Here is a 17,732-nt window from a genome sequence, read left to right on the forward strand (position 1 = left end):
AATATGAGAATTAACGATAATTTTCAGAGGTTTTAACCTGCAAGTTGAAGTGCGTCAGGTATAAATGGGAAGGATATTGTTGTTTTTAGGTTTGTCCGAAATGTTCTAATGCGCTTAGCGTAAAGACAGTTCCTGCTAAGCGCTTTGTTTTAACGCGCCTTGTTTATGTTTTAAGTTTATCGGCGTACTTAGCTTTAAACTTATTAAATTTAGGGCTGATGACCATTGCGCAATAACCCTGACTCGGATTCTGTAAATAATAGCCTTGATGAAATGCCTCCGCGCTATAAAAAGTTTCAAGAGGTACAACCGTGGTCACAATGGGCGCATCAAAAATAGCGTCGGCGGTGAGTGCCTCGATATAGTCGTTGGCTAATTGCTGCTGCGTTTGATCATGATAAAAAATAGCGGAGCGATATTGTGTACCGACATCATTACCCTGACGATTTAACTGGGTTGCATCATGCAAGGTAAAAAATATTTCTAACAGTGCTTGGTAGCTAATGATGCTTTCATCAAAGCTAATCTGAACCACTTCAGCATGACCTGTTTGACCAGTGCAAATACTGTCATAGGTAGGGTCCAGCGTTTCACCGCCACAATAACCAGAAGTTGCGCTTAAAACGCCATCAAGCGAATTAAAGGCCGCTTCGATACACCAGAAACAGCCTCCTGCAAATGTTGCTTGTGCATTGTTCATATCATTATTTCCTTATAATAAGCCCATCTTTAGTTAATGATCGGCGCCGAGTTGTCTGTTTGTGGTTTTTTATCTTCACTGCTACTTTCAGCGGCCGCATTAGGCGCTTTTTTACGATTCGGTTTCACTAACGGGTTATCATTAATATGATCGGCCTTTTGAATACGCATTAATACATTTTTTGCGAAAACCAATAATACTTGTTCTTGCTGAATTGCTTCACCGCCGGGTTTGATATAACGGATGTAATACCATTTAGAAGAATCAAATTGATCAATTAACATCGGTGAACCCAATATAAAGATAACTTGCTCTTGCGACATGCCAATTTCTAATTGTGCAATTTTCTCATCATCAATATAGTTACCTTGGGTGATATCAATTTGGTAAACAAAGGTATCGTAAAGAAACGAACAACCCGACAGTGAGAGTGTTAAAAAGAGGGCACTAGCTATTTTTTTTATTGGCATTTTATAAAGACACTTTTTTGCAAAGAGAGAAAAACACATTTTTTCAAATGAGTGTATGAGCATGAATAATACCCAAGCATGGGTGTGTTGTAAAAAGGTAAAGTCGAATAATCGCGTCAACTTGGTCTTTTTATTATCACAATTGTTATTAAATTGTACAAAGAGCCTTTAAAAAGTGTGTGATGCTTTCACTCTTGCACAAATTTACGTAGAATTCCTGCCCTGTGCTTTTCATTTTAAACTTGTGTTGTGAATTTATAGAATGTCTCTTTTTGCTTTAGGAATTAATCATCAGACCGCGTCAGTTGCATTGCGAGAAAAAGTCGCTTTCAGCCCTGATTCTTTACTGGATGCTTATCAACAATTATTAGCACAACATAACGTTTTAGAAGCGGTGATCGTTTCTACCTGTAACCGTACCGAAATTTATTGCCATGTTGAACAGCCAAACTGTCAAACGGTGATAGATTGGTTTTGCGCGTTCCACAATATCGCTGAATCTGAATTATCTAAAAGCCTTTATTGCCACCATGACGAACAAGCTATTCAGCATTTGTTTCGAGTTTCCTGTGGATTAGACTCGCTGGTATTAGGTGAGCCACAAATATTGGGGCAAATTAAACAGGCGTTTGCGACGGCAGGACAAGCAAAAAGCGTTAATAAGTTATTAAACCGTTGGTTCCAGCATGCCTTTACGGTGGCTAAACGTGTACGTACTGAAACACAAATTGGCGCGAATGCCATTTCCGTGGCCTTTGCCGCTGTGTGTTTAGCGAAACAAATCTTTAGCGATTTGAGCCAAAGCCGTGTGTTATTAATTGGTGCGGGCGAAACCATCGAGCTAGTGGGTAAATATTTGGTTGAACATAACGTCCCGAATATCACTATTGCTAACCGCACACTGTCACGCGCGATGGACTTAGTGGAGCAGTTTGATGCGCAGGCAATCACCTTAGGTGAGATTCCTAATCATCTTAGTGAAGCGGATATTATTATCTCTTCAACCGCCAGCCCATTACCTATTATTGGTAAAGGCATGGTTGAAAGCGCATTAAAAGCACGTCGCCATCAACCGATGTTGTTTATCGATATTGCGGTGCCACGTGATATAGAAGCACAAGTTTCCGAGTTAAGAGATGCCTACCTTTATAGTGTTGATGATTTACATGGCATTATCGAAGAGAATAAACAGGCACGCCAAGAAGCAGCGATAGAAGCAGAGAAAATTATTGAAGGCTGCATTGTTGATTTTTGCCATTGGTTAGAATCATTAAAAGCCGTTGAAAGCATTCGTAATTACCGCACCAACAGTGAACTATTACGTGATGAATTATTATCACGTGCGATGAGTTCACTAGAGAAAGGCGGTGACGCAGAAAAGGTACTTAAAGAGCTTGCCTTTAAATTAACCAATAAATTAATTCATCACCCAAGCCAAGCGTTAACACAAGTCAGTCGCTCTGGTGATGATAACGAATTACAAATATTACGTTCAGCCTTAGGGTTGAACGAAGAATAAACAGGTAACTCTTCAGGTTTATTACTGAGCGGTTACTGTATTTTTTAAAGTACCTAGTTATTAATAGGTATACGTCTTTAATAAAAGAGAAAATATGAAAGCATCAATTGTTACAAAATTGGAAGTATTAGTTGAGCGTTATGAAGAGATTCAAGCGTTAATGGGTGACCCTGATACACTGGCTGATCAAAATAAATACCGTGAACTCACTAAAGAGTATTCTCAGCTTGAAGTTGTTGTATTGTGTTTCCAAGCTTATCAAGCAAGCCTTGAAGATTTAGAAGCAGCTGAAATGATGATGGATGACGACGATCCAGAAATGAAAGAGATGGCGGTTGAAGAAGTAAAAGAAGCAAAAGTGAACGTTGCTAAGCTTTCCGATGACCTACAAATCTTATTATTACCAAAAGATCCTAATGATGATCGTAACTGTTACGTAGAAATGCGTGCCGGTGCCGGTGGTGATGAAGCGGCTATCTTCGTGGGTAACTTGTTCCGCATGTACAGTAAATACGCGGATAATAAGAAATGGCGCTTAGAAATCATGAACAGTAACAGCAGTGAGCAAGGCGGTTACAAAGAGATTATTGCAAAAATTGAAGGCGAAGGCGCTTACGGTATCATGAAGTTTGAATCGGGCGGTCATCGTGTTCAACGTGTACCAGAAACTGAATCACAGGGCCGTATTCATACGTCTGCTTGTACCGTTGTTGTGATGCCTGAAATTCCAGAAGCAGAGGCGATTTCAATTAATCCTGCTGACCTGAAAGTCGATACTTTCCGTGCATCTGGCGCGGGTGGTCAGCACGTTAATAAAACCGACTCTGCCATTCGTCTTACCCATCTTCCAACGGGGACGGTTGTTGAATGTCAAGAACAGCGCTCACAGCATAAAAACCGTGCGCAGGCGATGTCTGTTTTACAATCGCGTTTACAACAAGCTGAAGATGAAAAGAATAATGCAGAAGAGCAAGATATTCGCCGTAGCTTAGTAGCAAGTGGTGATCGTAGTGAACGTATTCGTACTTACAACTACCCACAAGGGCGTGTTAGTGATCACCGTATCAACTTAACGCTTTACCGCTTAAACGAAATTTTAGAAGGCGAGTTAGAAGCATTACATGATCCTATCTTAATTGAAGATCAAGCGGACAAATTGGCTGACCTTGCGAAAGGCGATTTCTAATTGCGCATTGATGACGCATTAACCTGGGCAAAATTTCTGTTAGTGACAAGTGATTCCGCATTACTTGACGCACAGATATTACTTGCCCACGTATTAGAAAAAGAAACGGTGTATTTAATGACATGGCCTGAGCGTGACCTAAGCGTCGAACAAAAAGTGGCTTTTGAAGCGCTTATTGAACAGCGTATCAATGGTGTGCCGGTGGCTTATTTAACCGGTATCCGTGAGTTTTGGTCTTTGCCATTAAAAGTGAACGATTCCACTTTGATCCCTCGACCTGATACGGAAATTTTGGTAGAAACAGCGCTTGCTTGTTGTTCTCCTCAATCTTCGATTTTAGATCTAGGAACAGGTACTGGCGCTATTATTTTAGCGCTCGCGAGTGAGTTACCTAATACGCAGTGTTTTGCTGTCGATTTTAATCATGACGCCGTGAAACTCGCGATTGAAAACGCAACGTCGCTCAATATCAACAACGTCACGTTTAAACAGAGTAATTGGTTTGAAAATGTTGAAGGCATGTTTGATGTGATTGTATCAAACCCACCTTATATTGATGAGAATGACCACCACCTGAATGAAGGTGATGTGCGTTTTGAGCCTCTTTCAGCACTGGTTGCAACGGAAAATGGATTATCAGATATCCGTTTAATTGCCACACAGGCGCAGCGTTATTTGAATGAAAATGGCAGCTTAATGATTGAGCATGGTTTTGAGCAAGGTGTGTCGGTACGTGAAATATTTGCATCACTTGCTTACCACAATATTAAAACAATTAAAGATTATGGTGATAACGATCGTATTACCATTGCTACTTATAGTGCAGCCCCTCACGCACCTATATCACCAACACACAAAGAGATAAAATAATGTACGGATTTTTAAAGCATACTCATTTAACCCTTATTTTAATTGCGGTTATCTTTTTCATTGTTAATTTTTACTGGTTAAAAACGAATCATAAAAATGCACAAAACCCGCTGTTCAAGAAAATATTATTACATACACATCTTACGATTTTTGTATTAGGTGCGGGTCTTATTTGGCTTTTACAGATCAACCCATTTGAAACAAGTGGTTATTGGGTACTCGAAAAAGCGATTGCGTTTGCTGTTTATATCGTGATGGTAAAAAATGCATTATCTGAAAATAAACCAACAAAATTACAGTACATTAGCTTCCTGGGCGCATTAGGTTGGATTGTTTATATTGGTAAACTTGCGATCAGTAAACAAGCTATTTTATTAGTAGGCTAACGCGTGACTATGACTTATGAAAATAAGGAGTCTGAACATCAGGCGTCGGAAGACTTGACGGCTGAAAATTCGACTTCTGATACTGCGATATCAGAGACGCTGGTTTCTGAACCGTTAGCTGAAGAGGCAGCGCCTTTTTTAGCGATCATGAATGAAAAATTTGATTTTGATAAGCGCACATTGCTTGATGCTGCATTAGTCATTGAGTCTGAAATAACGGGCCTTTACATAAACAAGTTTGAAGACAGCTTACGTTTACAACAGTTAGTGATTAAGTCAAAACTTGCTGCTTTTGAAAGTTCGAATAAAGAAAAGTTACTGGCTTTGCTTGATATTCTTTATCAGCAACAGGGATTTGAAGGCGATTGGAAAGCATTTTTTAAAGTTAAGAATGCCCTGATCTCTCAAGTATTCTCGCGTCGCAAAGGCATTCCAATTAGTTTGGGTATTTTGTTACTCGACTTTTTGAAGTTATGTGATTTTGAGGCTAAAGGTATCTGCTTCCCAAGCGGCTTTGTTATCTGTGTTCATCTTGAAAATGAAGTGCTTTATGTTGATCCCTTTTTAGGTGAGATCGTTAGTTGGGAGTTATTAGAGCTTAAAGTACGTGGACAGCTTGGTAATCACGCTAAACTCACCTTGGATATGTTGAAACCCGACAGTCATGAAGCCATTATTAAGCGTTATATCAATGTATTAAAAGCGGCTTATATACAAGCAGAGCGCACTGAACTCGCGCTGTTATGTAGCGATATTTTATTGCGACTTAACCCTGAAGACGCCTTTGAAGTACGTGATCGTGGATTTTTGTTTCAACAACTAGACTGTTTAAGTTTAGCGCGTGATGATTTTGAATATTTTATGCAACATCATCCTAAAGATCCGATGGTCCATATTTTACAAAAACAGATTCAAGATATGAATTTTGATGCTCAGGTCATTCACTAGTCTACTTAGTTAATGAACCTGTCCCATATATTTATTAAACGTCTTTATTATTATCCAATAAAGTCATTAGAAGAGAGTTTAAAATGAAAGCACAAAAAATAGTTAAAGTTGGCAATATCGACGTTGCAAATGATCTTCCATTTGTTCTTTTTGGTGGAATGAATGTATTAGAATCTCGCGATTTAGCGATGAAAATGGTTGAGCAGTATGTTGAAATCACCACTGCGCTTAATATTCCTTTTGTTTTTAAAGCGTCATTTGATAAAGCGAATCGCTCATCAATCAATAGCTACCGTGGTCCGGGTCTTGAAGAAGGTCTACGTATTTTTGAAGAAATTAAAAGCACGTTTAATGTGCCAATTATTACTGATGTTCACGAACCTTACCAAGCAAAACCGGTTGCTGAAGTGGTTGATGTGATCCAGTTACCTGCATTTTTAAGTCGTCAAACAGATCTTGTTAAAGCGATGGCAGAAACAAACGCTGTGATTAACGTGAAAAAAGCACAATTTTTAGCACCACACGAAATGGCACATATCATTACTAAATTTAATGAAGCGGGTAATGACAACATTATCTTGTGTGAACGTGGTAGCTGTTTTGGTTACAACAACCTAGTCGTTGATATGTTAGGTTTTAGTACTATGAAAGAAACCGGTTACCCGGTTATTTTTGATGTGACACATTCACTGCAAAAACCAGGTGCACGCAGTGATAGTGCTGATGGCCGTCGTAGCCAAGTGGTACAGTTAGGTCTTGCGGGTATGTCTCAAGGTATTGCGGGTCTATTTTTAGAGTCTCATCCTGATCCAAGTAATGCAAAATGTGACGGTCCTTGTGCTCTTTCAATGGATAAATTGAAACCGTTCTTAACGCAAATGAAACAGATGGATGAGCTTGCAAAAAGCTTAGAAGCGATTGATACAGAGTAACATTAGTATCAACGCCATCAGCAGCCTATTTTTAGTGCTTGCCGCACTATTAGGCGCAACGGGTGTTGCATTGGGGGCTTATGCAAGTCATGGGCTTGCAAGTTGGGCAACACCTGAGCAAGTTGAATATTTTCAACTTGCGGTTAATTATCAATTATTACATGCCATTACATTGCTTGCGGTTTCGATTGTTGGTTTGTTTATAACAAACCGCTGGCTGATTATCAGTCAGATAAGCTTTGTCTTGGGCATTACTTTTTTTAGCGGTAGTTTATACCTCTATGTTTTTACAGGCACTAAAATGCTTGGCATGATAACCCCCATTGGCGGGTTATTATTAATGATTGCGTGGCTTATGTTCGCAATCTCTATTATCAGGAATAGTTCTAAATGTTAGGTATTTTATTATATTGTCGCCCCGGTTTTGAAAACGATTGCGCTAACGAAATTCAAGATAAAGCGTCAGAGTTAGAGATGTTCGGTTTTATTAAAACCGTGCGCAACAGTGGGTATGTATTTTATCAATGTTATAACCCTGATGATGTTGAAGCGCTTGGTAACGCGATTGTTTATAAACAGCTGATATTCGCGCGCCAAATGATCATCGTAAAAGCGTTTGTAGATGACCTACCGCTTGAAGATCGCATTAGCCCAATTCTTGAAGTGACACGCGATATGCCGATGGGTGGCGATATTTACGTTGAAACACCTGAAGGTGATGAAACAAAACCACTGCTTACATTCTGCCGTAAATTCACTGTGCCACTGCGCCAGAAATTGAAAAAACAGAACAGTTTAACAACAAAAGATAACCCAACAAGAATCTACTACCATCTTTGCTTTTTAGATAATCAATCAGCTTATATTGGTTATTCAATTCCTGGTAATCGTAGCGAATTGTACATGGGTATTGCCCGTTTACGTTTCCCAAGTGAAGCGCCAAGTCGTTCAACGTTAAAATTGGATGAAGCATTCCAAGTGTTTTTAACACCAGAAGAGCAAGAAACACGTTTAACATCGGGTATGCGTGCGGTTGATTTAGGCGCTTGTCCAGGTGGTTGGACTTACCAGTTAGTTCGTCGTGGTATGTTTGTAAGTTGTGTTGATAATGGCGCAATGGCTGAAAGCCTAATGGAATCAGGTCAGATAACGCATTATATGGAAGATGGCTTTAAGTTTGAACCTGAGCGTAAAAACATCGATTGGTTAGTTTGCGATATGATTGAGAAGCCAAAACGTGTGGCGCAATTAATGGCAAAATGGTTGGTTGAAGGTTGGTGTAAAGAGGCTATTTTTAACCTTAAATTACCCATGAAAAAACGTTACCAAGAAGCGGCTCAAGACTTAAAAATTCTGACTGATATGTTAGAAGAAGCGGAATTGACCTACCAGATTCAAGCAAAACATCTTTATCACGACCGAGAAGAGATCACTGTACACGTTAGCCTTATCGGCACGGTATGGGGTAATGTAATTAATAGCCAAACTAAGAAATACTAATACTTAGATTCAATTAACAAGGCCACTATGAAAATTGATTTAACGTCATTAGTCACTGAAAGTCGTAATCGCGCATCTGAACAAATAGATACGTTATCAACACTTGAGTTATTAAAAGTGATCAACGATGAAGACAAAAAAGTGGCCTTCGCCGTTGAGCAAACACTGCCAGAAATAGCAAAAGTGGTCGATGCTGTCGCACTTGCATTTTCTTCTGGTGGACGTTTAATCTACAGTGGTGCGGGCACTTCTGGTCGTTTAGGTATTTTAGATGCCAGTGAATGTCCACCTACCTATGGGTCAAAACCAGAGCAAGTGGTTGGTTTGATTGCGGGTGGTCATGCTGCTATTTTAAAAGCCGTTGAAAATGCAGAAGACAACGGTCCATTAGGTGCACAAGACTTACAAACACTGAACTTCACTAAAGATGATGTGTTAGTGGGGATTGCTGCCAGTGGGCGCACGCCTTATGTATTAGGTGCAATGCAATACGCCTTAACACAAGGTGCAACGGTTGCTTGTATTAGCTGTAACCCTCAAAGCCCAATGACAGAGCTCGCTCAAATCTCCATCACCCCCGTCGTTGGCGCAGAAGTGGTCACCGGCTCTTCACGTATGAAAGCAGGGACGGCGCAAAAATTAGTACTGAATATGATTACTACCGGTGCGATGATTAAAACCGGTAAGGTATTTGGTAACTTGATGGTTGATGTTGAAGCGACCAATGCAAAATTGCTTCAACGCCAGAAAAATATTGTTGTGCAGGCAACTGAGTGTTCGTTTGAAACTGCTGAACTGGCTTTATCTGAATGTGAGAATCATTGTAAAACCGCTATCGTCATGATATTACTCAATATTGACGCCGCAACCGCGCAACAAAAGTTAGCAAAAGAAGGTGGCTTTATTCGTGGTGCATTAACCCAGTAACGAGGCAACATGTCTAAATTATCATCCCCCGCATTATTAACCCAAGCATTCAATTTTGTGCGTGGTTTTATCATTATTTTTGTTTTTCTTGCCGTTGGCAAAGTCATTAGCGCACAACTGCCGATTGTATTTCCGGGCAGTATTATTGGTTTATTACTTCTATTTTTAGGCCTAACCACACGCCTTATTAAAATAGACTGGGTTATCGACAGTGCAAACTTCACCTTGAAATATATGGTGATCTTATTTATCCCACTCGCTGTTGGTTTAATCAATTACCTTGATTTATTAGTCGATAATTGGATAGTGATTCTATTCTCTACCTTCTTCAGTTCATTCCTAATTATGTTTACTGTGGGCCATCTTTTTCAGTATCTCAATAAAAAAGGCAGTAAGTAATATGTTTTTCTATTTTGCATTACCGCTTACCTTAGTTATCTTTTTCCTGAGTAAAGCCTTATTCAAACGTAAACCTTGGTCACTTTTTCACCCTTTTTTACTCTCTATGACGACGCTTATACTATTACATTTAGTGTTTAATCTTGATTTTCAGCAATATAAGTCGGGCACTAAGATATTAACGCTACTGCTTGAGCCGGCTGTGGTTGCTTTGGCTATTCCTCTCTTCTTACAAATACATTTAATCAAACAAAAGCTCAATATTATTTTAATCAGTTGTTTGCTGTCTGTGTGTATTGCGTTTTCGGTGGCATTTTATATTTTACCGATGCTGGGTGCACAGCCAATTATTTCTGCCTCGCTTGCAAGCCAATCGATTACTACTGCCATTGCGGTTGAAGTCAGCCGAAGTTTGGGTGGGATATTATCACTGACAGCTGTGATGGTGGTCTTTGTTGGATTGCTAGGTTCAACGGTGGGGCGCCCATTTTTACACCGCATTGGTGTGAAAGATAAACAGGCTGTAGGTCTTGCGATAGGTTGTGCATCACATGTGTTGGGCACCGCTAAGTTATTAGAAGATTGCCAAGAAGAGGGCGCCTTTTCATCCCTCGCCTTAATCGTCTGTGCGATTTTCTCTGCTTTATTAATGCCTGTCTTTTATATGCTATTGTTTTAAAAATCTCTTATTCTATTTCAGTTGATTTGTTTTAACTGAAATAGAAACTACCCCTATGACCGCCTTTCATAACATTCATCGAAAAGAAGCTTAATTTGAAAAAACGTTATCTATTAATCCCTCTGTTGACCGCTTTTGTTGTTATTGCGATTTGGCAGTTTAACAACAGTGTTTATATGCAGGTTGATCGCTGCCTTGATAGTGGCGGGAGTTTTGATTATCAGTCATGCCAATGTGATGATAAAAATAATCATGAACTGATTGCCAAGCACAGATGTGACTAGCGTATTCGCTAAATGACAGGTATAAAAAAACCGACATCAGTCGGTTTTTTAAATTTAGGATTAACTTATTCGTTAATCAGCTGCATAACCATTTTCAGGTAATACTTTACCATCTAAAATTGCTTGGTTGCCTTGCATCGTTAAACGACCTGCTAAGAACCATTGTGCAACGAGCGGGTAGATTAAATGCTCTTGTGTTAAAACACGTTCGCGTAAATCGTTGCTTGAATCGTTACTATATAACGGAACTTTAGCTTGTAAAACAGTAGGACCACTATCCAACTCGGGTGTTACAAAATGTACCGTTGCACCATGTACATCATCAGCAGCGTCGATAGCACGTTGATGTGTATTGATACCAGGATATTTTGGTAACAAAGAAGGATGAATGTTAATCATTTTACCAAGGTAATTGTTAACAAATTCTGTACTTAAAATTCGCATGAAACCAGCAAGAACAATTAAATCAGGCTGATGTTTGTTAATTTCAGTACTCAGTAACGCATCATATTCTTCACGAACAGTAATGCCTTTACTTGCAACAACAACTTGCTTGATGTCTGCTTCGTTTGCACGTTGCAGGCCATAAACGTCAGGCTTGTTACTGATAACAGCAAAAATTTCAGTTTCTAGCTCACCAAGGGGCTGTTTATGTAACTTATCAATGATTGCTTGTAGGTTAGTACCGCCACCAGAGATAAGTACAACAATTTTTTTAGTTGCCATTAGATTAGTTAATCTCTACTTGAGATTCGCCTTCTACAGACGTTTCAATGTGACCTAGTACCCAAGCGTTTTCGCCTTGAGCCGTTAAGATCTCAACTGCTTTCTCTTTTTCAGAAGCAGGAACAACAATCATAAGACCTACACCACAGTTAAATGTGCGGTACATCTCTTCAGTTTCAACGTTACCGTTTTCTTGTAACCAGTTGAAGATTGCAGGCCATTCCCAGCTCTTGCCATCTACTACTGCTTTGTTACCAGCAGGTAATACGCGTGGGATATTTTCCCAGAAACCACCACCTGTAATATGCGAAATAGCATGTACAGGACAGTTTTTAATTAATTCTAATGTAGATTTAACGTAGATTTTAGTAGGTGTTAATAATGTATCACCTAGCGTTGAATCACCGAATGGTGCGCTTGTATCAGCTTTTGATACTTCTAAAATTTTACGTACTAACGAGTAACCGTTAGAGTGAGGACCACTTGAGCCAACTGCGATAAGTGCATCACCAGCCGCTACTTTAGTACCGTCGATTACTTCAGCTTTTTCAACAACACCGACACAGAAACCAGCGATATCGTAATCGTCGCCTTCGTACATGCCTGGCATTTCAGCAGTTTCGCCACCGATTAATGAACAGTTAGATTGTAAACAACCTTCACCGATACCTGTTACAACAGCAGCTGCTACATCAATATCTAGTTTACCAGTTGCGTAGTAATCTAAGAAAAATAGTGGCTCAGCACCTTGAACAATAAGGTCATTCACACACATAGCAACTAAATCGATACCTACAGTGTCATGTTTTTTAAGGTCAATCGCTAAACGCAATTTTGTACCAACACCATCCGTGCCAGCAACTAATAAAGGCTCTTTGTAGCCAGTTGGTAGTTGACATAATGCGCCAAAACCACCTAATCCACCCATTACTTCTGGGCGTTTAGTGCGTTTTGCTACACCTTTAATACGTTCAACTAATGCTGTACCTGCGTCAATATCTACGCCAGCGTCTTTATAGCTTAAAGAGGTTTTTTCGTTGCTCACTTGCAATCCTCGCAAAATTAGGCGTAAAAGCGATTATCGCTTTTACTTTAGGGATAAAAATCTGCGCGCATTTTAACATTTATCTTACAAGGGTTGAACTGTTTCTGAAAACAATTTCCCTTTTCAGGTAAATCTTTCATCAATTAGGAGGTAATTGGATAAAATAAAAGCAATCTTGTGCATTTAAACAATATTTAATTGTTTAATGTCGTTTAGCATCTTGCATTCATCGGTGATCTGCTTATGATCGACTTCAATATTTAATTTTGGTGACCACAAATAATGATCTCAACTTTTCTAAAGTCTGTTGTATTGATGGCATGCTTCGCTTTTTCCACGTCAGTGGCGGCGAGTCAATTTAGCGACCCTTATCAGGGTAACGTCATGGTTGAATCTTTTAATGAAAAAGAATTAAAAGAGATGGCATTAAAACAAGTGCTGGTTAAAGTGTCAGGCAATACTGATATTAGCTCGCTGGCTGAAGCAAAACAGTTACTTAAAAAGTCACAACAATTAATCTCTCAATACGGTTATCGTAAAGTACAGGGCACACAATATTATTCTGCAGTATTTGATAAACGTAAAATAAACCAATCGTTAAAAGATATGCAGCAACCTGTCTGGGGGGGTACACGCCCGACCACGTTAATATGGTTAATCCATAATAATAAACTGGTTTCAGATAATACGATTAAACAAAGTAACGATGCCTCTTTAAGTTGGTCATTACAGCAAACCGAGCGTCGCCGTGGCATTCAAACACAATTTCCGTTAATGGATTTGGATGATAACCTTGCACTTTCAGTGTCTGATGTACGTGGACGTTTTTATGACCAAGTCGCCGAGGCGTCTGTCAGATATGCACGTACGCAAGTGGTGGTTGCAGAATTAAAAGCAATCAACAGTGAAAAGTGGAAACTCAACTGGCAATTAATACAAACGGATATTGTCTCTAAACAACATCATGTTTTACTCTCTAAGCAGTTTATTGGCGGTAAATCGTCAATCACTAAACAAATGGTTAATGCACTAGCCGATTATTATGCGAGTCAATATGCGATTCTTGAAAACCAAGATGAAAAATTTACACAAATACTGCATATAAATGGTATTAACTCATTAGCTGAGCTTGCTAAGTTAAACTTTGTTTTAAAAAATCTATTAGCTATCTCTTCATTTACGGTTGTTGGAGCAGAAGGTGAGCGTGTCAGTGTTGAGGTTAAAATTAAAGGTGGCTTGAACAGTTTTAAAAATGCTTTAACCGTACAACCTCATTTACAACTAGACAGCAGTTTGCCATTGGTAACGGAAATAGCCTCTGAGCCGACGGACAGCGAAGCACAGATAAACCCTGAAAGTGAAACGTTAATAGATAAAGAGACTGTTGCTGTAAAAACAGAAGCTCTTTACTTTAACTGGCGCTAAGGAAGAATATGCCACAGGATGAATTACGTTTTCAATATCCACTACTTGCGCTTAAATTTCCTGATGATGAAACATTTGCAAGTTTCTATCCAGGACAAAATTCCACGTTAATCACACAGCTTAAGAATAGTGTGGTTGGTATTGGTGAACCGGTATTATATATGTGGGGCGAATCTGGCAGTGGTCGCTCACATCTATTACATGCTTTGTGTTCAGAAGTAGACGAACGCGGTGAAAGTGTTGCTTACATTCCGCTACATCATCACCAAGGTATGAGTCTAGATATTTTCGAAAACATGGAAAATATGAGCTTACTGTGTATTGATAATATCGATGAAATTGCAGGTAATAAAACCTGGGAAAAAGCACTTTTTGACTTTTATAATCGCTGGATAGATACCAAAGAGCAACGCTCAAAAGGCGCAAGTTTAATACTCTGTGCAAATAACCTACCCAAGCAGATTAATATCAAATTGAAAGATCTGGTTTCTCGATTAGAGTGGGGCGCTTGTTATCATTTAGCGCCGTTAAATGATGAAGAGAAACTCGGTGCATTACAATTACGTGCGGAGCTTAAAGGCATGAAATTACCCGTGGATGTGGGCCGTTTTTTACTTAATCGCCTTTCACGTGAAATGGATTTGTTACTCAATACGCTAGACCGTCTGGACAATGCCTCGCTAGAAGCACAACGTAAATTAACCATTCCTTTTGTCAAAGAAGTATTAGGGTTATAAGCGTATAAATCACGGCAAGCGAATTATAATTGAAAATACGTTTAGCACTCCCAAATACGTATTGCTATCGCGTTGTTCCCTATGATGAATAAAAAATCACCACGAAGCCACTTCGTTACACAGAGAACACGAAGAAATCAATAGCCAAAATTAAATTTGCTATTTAACCTTCCTTTTCTTCGTGCCTTCGTGGTTAATTTCTTTTGAATTTACAAACATTGTTTAATCTAAGTCTTATTTATAATGCGCATTTCCTGCGTTATAAATAGACTAATCGACGAAAGTCGCGCGTTTTTTTATCTTCTCAGGTAGAGTAATGGAAAACCGGCTTAGTTGTTGACGACTAAACAAGTAGCGACCTTTTAAGGCGGTTTGTGTGCCTAATTGGTAAGGATGGACAGAGGTTTCTAAAATTATTTTTGCCATCTGTGCCGCTAGTTTTCCTTGTTCATAACCTGAAAGTACCAATCCGCCAATCGCTTTATCCTCGCCAATACTAAAGTCCCAAAAAGCAAAAGGTGGGATAGGTGTGTTTTGTATTGTCCAATCAAGTACTTCTGCGGCAGGAATATGGTTATTATCCTGATCTTTGATGGTGTGGTATAAACCGATAAATAATATGTCGTACTGATTTTCTGCGCTCTGCAGTACTTTTTCTTGCCAGGTTGACCAGTCATTGATTAATGCAATATCAACCTGAATATTCGAGATAATAGCGTGCTTATTATTAGCAAACTTCTCCTCTAAAATAGTCTGAGAAGTATGGCTACTATCAAAAAGGATTAATACTTTTTTCGCTTTGCCATGTGAAAGATTAGATACGGAACGTTTAATCAAAGGGCGCTCTAATACGCCAGTAATATTTTTGCTTTTGTGCAGTTCATAGTTGCGAGGGTTATTATTAATACCTAAATAAATGACCGGTGTCTCTGTGCTAGTGAAACGTTTTCCGAGATATTTCAAGGCATTATCGTCACCTAAAATCACTAATTCCGGTTGTAATAATTGATAGTGTAACCAAGCTGCATCCGCTTGCTGTTGATGTTCTTTAACCGCTAAGCGTTTGGTATCCATTTGGAAGTACGAGAGTTCATAATCTTCACCTAGAATCGATTTTAAGCCCTCTATATAACTTTTATCCCAACTAAATTCACTGTGATAACTTTCAATCACCAATACCTTTTTTTTTGCGAATACGTTTGTTGATAAACAACTTATTGATATAACAAATAAGATCAGCATTAATATTTGCATCGTTAGTACCTACGTTTTGGGCCTTACTATTAGTATAGCCTTGTTGTTCTCTGTAGGCTATTTCACCTAATGTGTGATTTCTAAATAGAGTGAAAATATGAGAGAAGAAGTACGATAAAGTAGGTATTAAGTTCGCTATTCCTAGGTGTGTTGATATGTATAAAGAGATTCAAATCTATCGGGCCGATTGCAAGCCAACCTATTGCTTATTCGTATGGATGTTAAAAATTTCATTATTTACCATGATGATAAATATCTTAATTCTTATCAAGCCCGTCTTAAAAATGTTCGTGATTTTTTAAATACCGCTGAAACACAGATATCCTTTCCTGAGCGTGTGGCATTATTGAAAGTTCGACTTTACAGGTTGAAAAATATGATCAAGTCTTTCAAGAAGTCGTAAGCCTCATAAAGCAACGTGATTTATTGGTAAAAAATAAACTTGATCCCAATGGTCTTGCGATGAGAAGTGCTGTTTCTGAAATTATTTTATCTGCTTATCAAGATGAAGATCCAACTGCGTCCTTTTATGGTGCGATTTTGCAAGAAAAACTGTTATTGGCACGCTTGTATGGCAACAAATACCTGATGACCAACAATAGTAAGGATTATCAAAAGGCCATTACTTATCTCACTACTGATTTAACGCAAGCTGAACAAGCATTAGATGAGCAATTACAAAACGTAGAAAGACGTCATCTACTCAGTCAGTTTAGCGAAGCGAGTAAACAGTATATCGTGGCCACTATTTCTGTTAATAAACTGATCACATCGAGAAATGCTCTTATTAGCAATGAGTTAGATAAGCTTGGTCCATTAGTGGCGGATCAATTAGAGCAAGTTAAATTATCGGTTATGTCCGAGCAAGATCTACTGGGACCTACTATCCAAAAAAGTAATACTGAGAGTGTTACGTTAATTGTACTTTTTACTATCGGTGGCATTATATATCGCGATATTAACTTCACTTTTGATTGTTAGGCTGATAGTACGTCCACTTAAACAGGCTATGCATATTGCAAATGAACTCGCTGAAGGGCGTTTAGAAACTAAAGTAGATATCAGTGGTCACGATGAAATTAGCCAGTTTATGGTGGCCATTGATAAAATGGCAAAAAATCTATCCGTGATGATACGTAATATTTCTAATGCGAGTGGTGATGTTGCGAGTAACGCGGTAAGTGCATCCAATGCTGCAGAGAATGCAAATACAGAAGCAACACAGGGTATTAATGTGGTGAGTAAAACGTTGCAAAGCATTGATACGTTAGCGACACAGATGCTGCAAACGGAAAAACAAATCGTTAGCCTGCAACAAGAAAGTGACAATATTGGTGGCATACTACAGGTGATTAGTGGGATTGCAGAGCAAACCAATTTACTTGCTTTAAATGCAGCTATAGAGGCGGCTAGAGCGGGCGAACAGGGTAGAGGTTTTGCCGTTGTTGCTGATGAAGTCCGTTCATTAGCAAAGCGTACTCAAGAGTCTATTTTACAAATCGAGACACTAACTACAGCATTGCAAACCGGATCTAAAAATGCAGTCATTGCGATTAAAGCTGGGAAGGTGCAGGTTGATCTCACTGTAACCGAAGCTCACAATGCAACCCTTGCCCTGCAGAGTATTAACCACGCTATCCAAACTATTTCGAATATGAACATGCAGATTGCAAGCGCATCTGAGCAGCAAAGTTCGGTCGCAGAATCTATTAATAGAAATGTTGTTAATGTACGCCGTATAACGT

At 39.1% G+C, this 17,732-nt stretch carries 21 protein-coding genes; 16 read left to right on the forward strand and 5 right to left on the reverse strand.

The genetic code is table 11. The features are described from left to right. Positions 1 to 163 precede the first annotated feature (163 nt). Together msrA and CXF74_RS18855 are read right to left on the reverse strand one after the other, a co-directional pair. On the reverse strand, positions 164 to 700 hold the full coding sequence (gene msrA, locus CXF74_RS18850) for a peptide-methionine (S)-S-oxide reductase MsrA (RefSeq protein ID WP_101084087.1): 537 nt from the start codon (positions 698 to 700) through the stop codon (positions 164 to 166). 29 nt (positions 701 to 729) lie between these two features. Next, positions 730 to 1,170 (reverse strand): outer membrane protein assembly factor BamE, encoded by a 441-nt coding sequence (locus tag CXF74_RS18855; RefSeq protein ID WP_101084088.1) that lies wholly within the window; start codon positions 1,168 to 1,170, stop codon positions 730 to 732. 262 nt (positions 1,171 to 1,432) lie between these two features. Here CXF74_RS18855 and hemA point away from each other — a divergent pair, with 262 nt between their 5' ends. The 12 genes from hemA (at position 1,433) to CXF74_RS18915 (ending at position 10,800) form a co-directional block, all read left to right on the forward strand. After that, positions 1,433 to 2,689, forward strand: a complete 1,257-nt coding sequence (hemA, locus tag CXF74_RS18860) for a glutamyl-tRNA reductase (protein WP_101084089.1) — start codon at positions 1,433 to 1,435, stop codon at positions 2,687 to 2,689. Positions 2,690 to 2,783: 94 nt separating this feature from the next. Further along, positions 2,784 to 3,875 (forward strand): peptide chain release factor 1, encoded by a 1,092-nt coding sequence (gene prfA / locus CXF74_RS18865; RefSeq protein WP_101084090.1) that lies wholly within the window; start codon positions 2,784 to 2,786, stop codon positions 3,873 to 3,875. Beyond that, entirely contained in the window at positions 3,876 to 4,745 is an 870-nt protein-coding gene (gene prmC / locus CXF74_RS18870; RefSeq protein WP_101084091.1) for a peptide chain release factor N(5)-glutamine methyltransferase, read from the forward strand. Continuing rightward, the gene (locus tag CXF74_RS18875; RefSeq protein WP_101084092.1) at positions 4,745 to 5,131 is read left to right on the forward strand and encodes a SirB2 family protein; all 387 of its coding nucleotides are present in this window, start codon (positions 4,745 to 4,747) and stop codon (positions 5,129 to 5,131) included. The genes prmC and CXF74_RS18875 overlap by 1 nt, the downstream gene beginning before the upstream one ends. Before the next feature lie 9 nt (positions 5,132 to 5,140). Further along, on the forward strand, positions 5,141 to 6,079 hold the full coding sequence (locus tag CXF74_RS18880) for a SirB1 family protein (RefSeq protein ID WP_101084093.1): 939 nt from the start codon (positions 5,141 to 5,143) through the stop codon (positions 6,077 to 6,079). Positions 6,080 to 6,162: 83 nt separating this feature from the next. Beyond that, a complete protein-coding gene (gene kdsA / locus CXF74_RS18885) occupies positions 6,163 to 7,011 on the forward strand; it encodes a 3-deoxy-8-phosphooctulonate synthase (protein ID WP_101084094.1) in 849 nt (282 codons plus the stop codon). Beyond that, a complete protein-coding gene (locus CXF74_RS18890) occupies positions 6,998 to 7,408 on the forward strand; it encodes a DUF423 domain-containing protein (protein WP_232772589.1) in 411 nt (136 codons plus the stop codon). Before kdsA ends, CXF74_RS18890 begins: the two co-directional genes overlap by 14 nt. After that, the gene (gene rlmM, locus CXF74_RS18895; RefSeq protein ID WP_101084095.1) at positions 7,402 to 8,511 is read left to right on the forward strand and encodes a 23S rRNA (cytidine(2498)-2'-O)-methyltransferase RlmM; all 1,110 of its coding nucleotides are present in this window, start codon (positions 7,402 to 7,404) and stop codon (positions 8,509 to 8,511) included. The genes CXF74_RS18890 and rlmM overlap by 7 nt, the downstream gene beginning before the upstream one ends. A gap of 27 nt (positions 8,512 to 8,538) precedes the next feature. Further along, positions 8,539 to 9,438 (forward strand): N-acetylmuramic acid 6-phosphate etherase, encoded by a 900-nt coding sequence (murQ, locus tag CXF74_RS18900; protein WP_101084096.1) that lies wholly within the window; start codon positions 8,539 to 8,541, stop codon positions 9,436 to 9,438. Positions 9,439 to 9,447: 9 nt separating this feature from the next. Next, positions 9,448 to 9,837: a CidA/LrgA family protein gene (locus CXF74_RS18905; RefSeq protein WP_101084097.1), complete on the forward strand. Its 390-nt coding sequence runs from the start codon at positions 9,448 to 9,450 to the stop codon at positions 9,835 to 9,837. Position 9,838: 1 nt separating this feature from the next. Continuing rightward, entirely contained in the window at positions 9,839 to 10,516 is a 678-nt protein-coding gene (locus tag CXF74_RS18910) for an LrgB family protein (RefSeq protein WP_101084098.1), read from the forward strand. A 95-nt stretch (positions 10,517 to 10,611) separates the two neighbouring features. After that, positions 10,612 to 10,800 carry a hypothetical protein gene (locus tag CXF74_RS18915; RefSeq protein ID WP_101084099.1) on the forward strand — a complete coding sequence of 63 codons (189 nt, stop codon included), beginning with the start codon at positions 10,612 to 10,614 and terminating at the stop codon, positions 10,798 to 10,800. Positions 10,801 to 10,872: 72 nt separating this feature from the next. Here CXF74_RS18915 and purN read toward each other — a convergent pair whose 3' ends face one another. Next, positions 10,873 to 11,526: a phosphoribosylglycinamide formyltransferase gene (gene purN, locus CXF74_RS18920; protein ID WP_101084100.1), complete on the reverse strand. Its 654-nt coding sequence runs from the start codon at positions 11,524 to 11,526 to the stop codon at positions 10,873 to 10,875. 4 nt (positions 11,527 to 11,530) lie between these two features. Beyond that, positions 11,531 to 12,571, reverse strand: a complete 1,041-nt coding sequence (gene purM / locus CXF74_RS18925) for a phosphoribosylformylglycinamidine cyclo-ligase (RefSeq protein ID WP_101084101.1) — start codon at positions 12,569 to 12,571, stop codon at positions 11,531 to 11,533. A 282-nt stretch (positions 12,572 to 12,853) separates the two neighbouring features. Here purM and CXF74_RS18930 point away from each other — a divergent pair, with 282 nt between their 5' ends. Then, a complete protein-coding gene (locus CXF74_RS18930; protein ID WP_101084102.1) occupies positions 12,854 to 13,996 on the forward strand; it encodes a DUF2066 domain-containing protein in 1,143 nt (380 codons plus the stop codon). 8 nt (positions 13,997 to 14,004) lie between these two features. Next, positions 14,005 to 14,733, forward strand: a complete 729-nt coding sequence (gene hda, locus CXF74_RS18935) for a DnaA inactivator Hda (protein WP_101084103.1) — start codon at positions 14,005 to 14,007, stop codon at positions 14,731 to 14,733. Positions 14,734 to 15,003: 270 nt separating this feature from the next. Here hda and CXF74_RS18940 read toward each other — a convergent pair whose 3' ends face one another. Then, complete coding sequence (locus CXF74_RS18940; protein WP_101084104.1) at positions 15,004 to 15,987, reverse strand: ABC transporter substrate-binding protein; 984 nt, start codon at positions 15,985 to 15,987, stop codon at positions 15,004 to 15,006. 426 nt (positions 15,988 to 16,413) lie between these two features. On the opposite strand from CXF74_RS18940, the gene CXF74_RS18945 reads away from it, so the two are divergent. After that, positions 16,414 to 16,968, forward strand: coding sequence for a hypothetical protein (locus CXF74_RS18945; protein ID WP_101084105.1), 555 nt, complete (start codon positions 16,414 to 16,416; stop codon positions 16,966 to 16,968). Positions 16,969 to 16,996: 28 nt separating this feature from the next. Beyond that, the coding region (locus tag CXF74_RS18950; RefSeq protein ID WP_198552923.1) for a methyl-accepting chemotaxis protein at positions 16,997 to 17,732 on the forward strand (736 nt) is incomplete at its 3' end.

It is taken from the genome of Psychromonas sp. Urea-02u-13, from assembly GCF_002835995.1.
Classification (GTDB): Bacteria; Pseudomonadota; Gammaproteobacteria; order Enterobacterales; family Psychromonadaceae; genus Psychromonas.

Excerpts from the sequence above, each read along its gene's own strand:
- CXF74_RS18855 (WP_101084088.1), bottom strand. The coding sequence starts at position 1,170 with ATGCCAATAAAAAAAATAGCTAGTGCCCTCTTTTTAACACTCTCACTG.
- CXF74_RS18910 (WP_101084098.1), top strand. The coding sequence starts at position 9,839 with ATGTTTTTCTATTTTGCATTACCGCTTACCTTAGTTATCTTTTTCCTG.
- purN (WP_101084100.1), bottom strand. The coding sequence starts at position 11,526 with ATGGCAACTAAAAAAATTGTTGTACTTATCTCTGGTGGCGGTACTAAC.
- hemA (WP_101084089.1), top strand. The coding sequence starts at position 1,433 with ATGTCTCTTTTTGCTTTAGGAATTAATCATCAGACCGCGTCAGTTGCA.
- prfA (WP_101084090.1), top strand. The coding sequence starts at position 2,784 with ATGAAAGCATCAATTGTTACAAAATTGGAAGTATTAGTTGAGCGTTAT.
- CXF74_RS18875 (WP_101084092.1), top strand. The coding sequence starts at position 4,745 with ATGTACGGATTTTTAAAGCATACTCATTTAACCCTTATTTTAATTGCG.
- hda (WP_101084103.1), top strand. The coding sequence starts at position 14,005 with ATGCCACAGGATGAATTACGTTTTCAATATCCACTACTTGCGCTTAAA.
- CXF74_RS18880 (WP_101084093.1), top strand. The coding sequence starts at position 5,141 with ATGACTTATGAAAATAAGGAGTCTGAACATCAGGCGTCGGAAGACTTG.
- murQ (WP_101084096.1), top strand. The coding sequence starts at position 8,539 with ATGAAAATTGATTTAACGTCATTAGTCACTGAAAGTCGTAATCGCGCA.
- CXF74_RS18940 (WP_101084104.1), bottom strand. The coding sequence starts at position 15,987 with ATGCAAATATTAATGCTGATCTTATTTGTTATATCAATAAGTTGTTTA.
- msrA (WP_101084087.1), bottom strand. The coding sequence starts at position 700 with ATGAACAATGCACAAGCAACATTTGCAGGAGGCTGTTTCTGGTGTATC.
- CXF74_RS18905 (WP_101084097.1), top strand. The coding sequence starts at position 9,448 with ATGTCTAAATTATCATCCCCCGCATTATTAACCCAAGCATTCAATTTT.
- rlmM (WP_101084095.1), top strand. The coding sequence starts at position 7,402 with ATGTTAGGTATTTTATTATATTGTCGCCCCGGTTTTGAAAACGATTGC.
- kdsA (WP_101084094.1), top strand. The coding sequence starts at position 6,163 with ATGAAAGCACAAAAAATAGTTAAAGTTGGCAATATCGACGTTGCAAAT.
- CXF74_RS18930 (WP_101084102.1), top strand. The coding sequence starts at position 12,854 with ATGATCTCAACTTTTCTAAAGTCTGTTGTATTGATGGCATGCTTCGCT.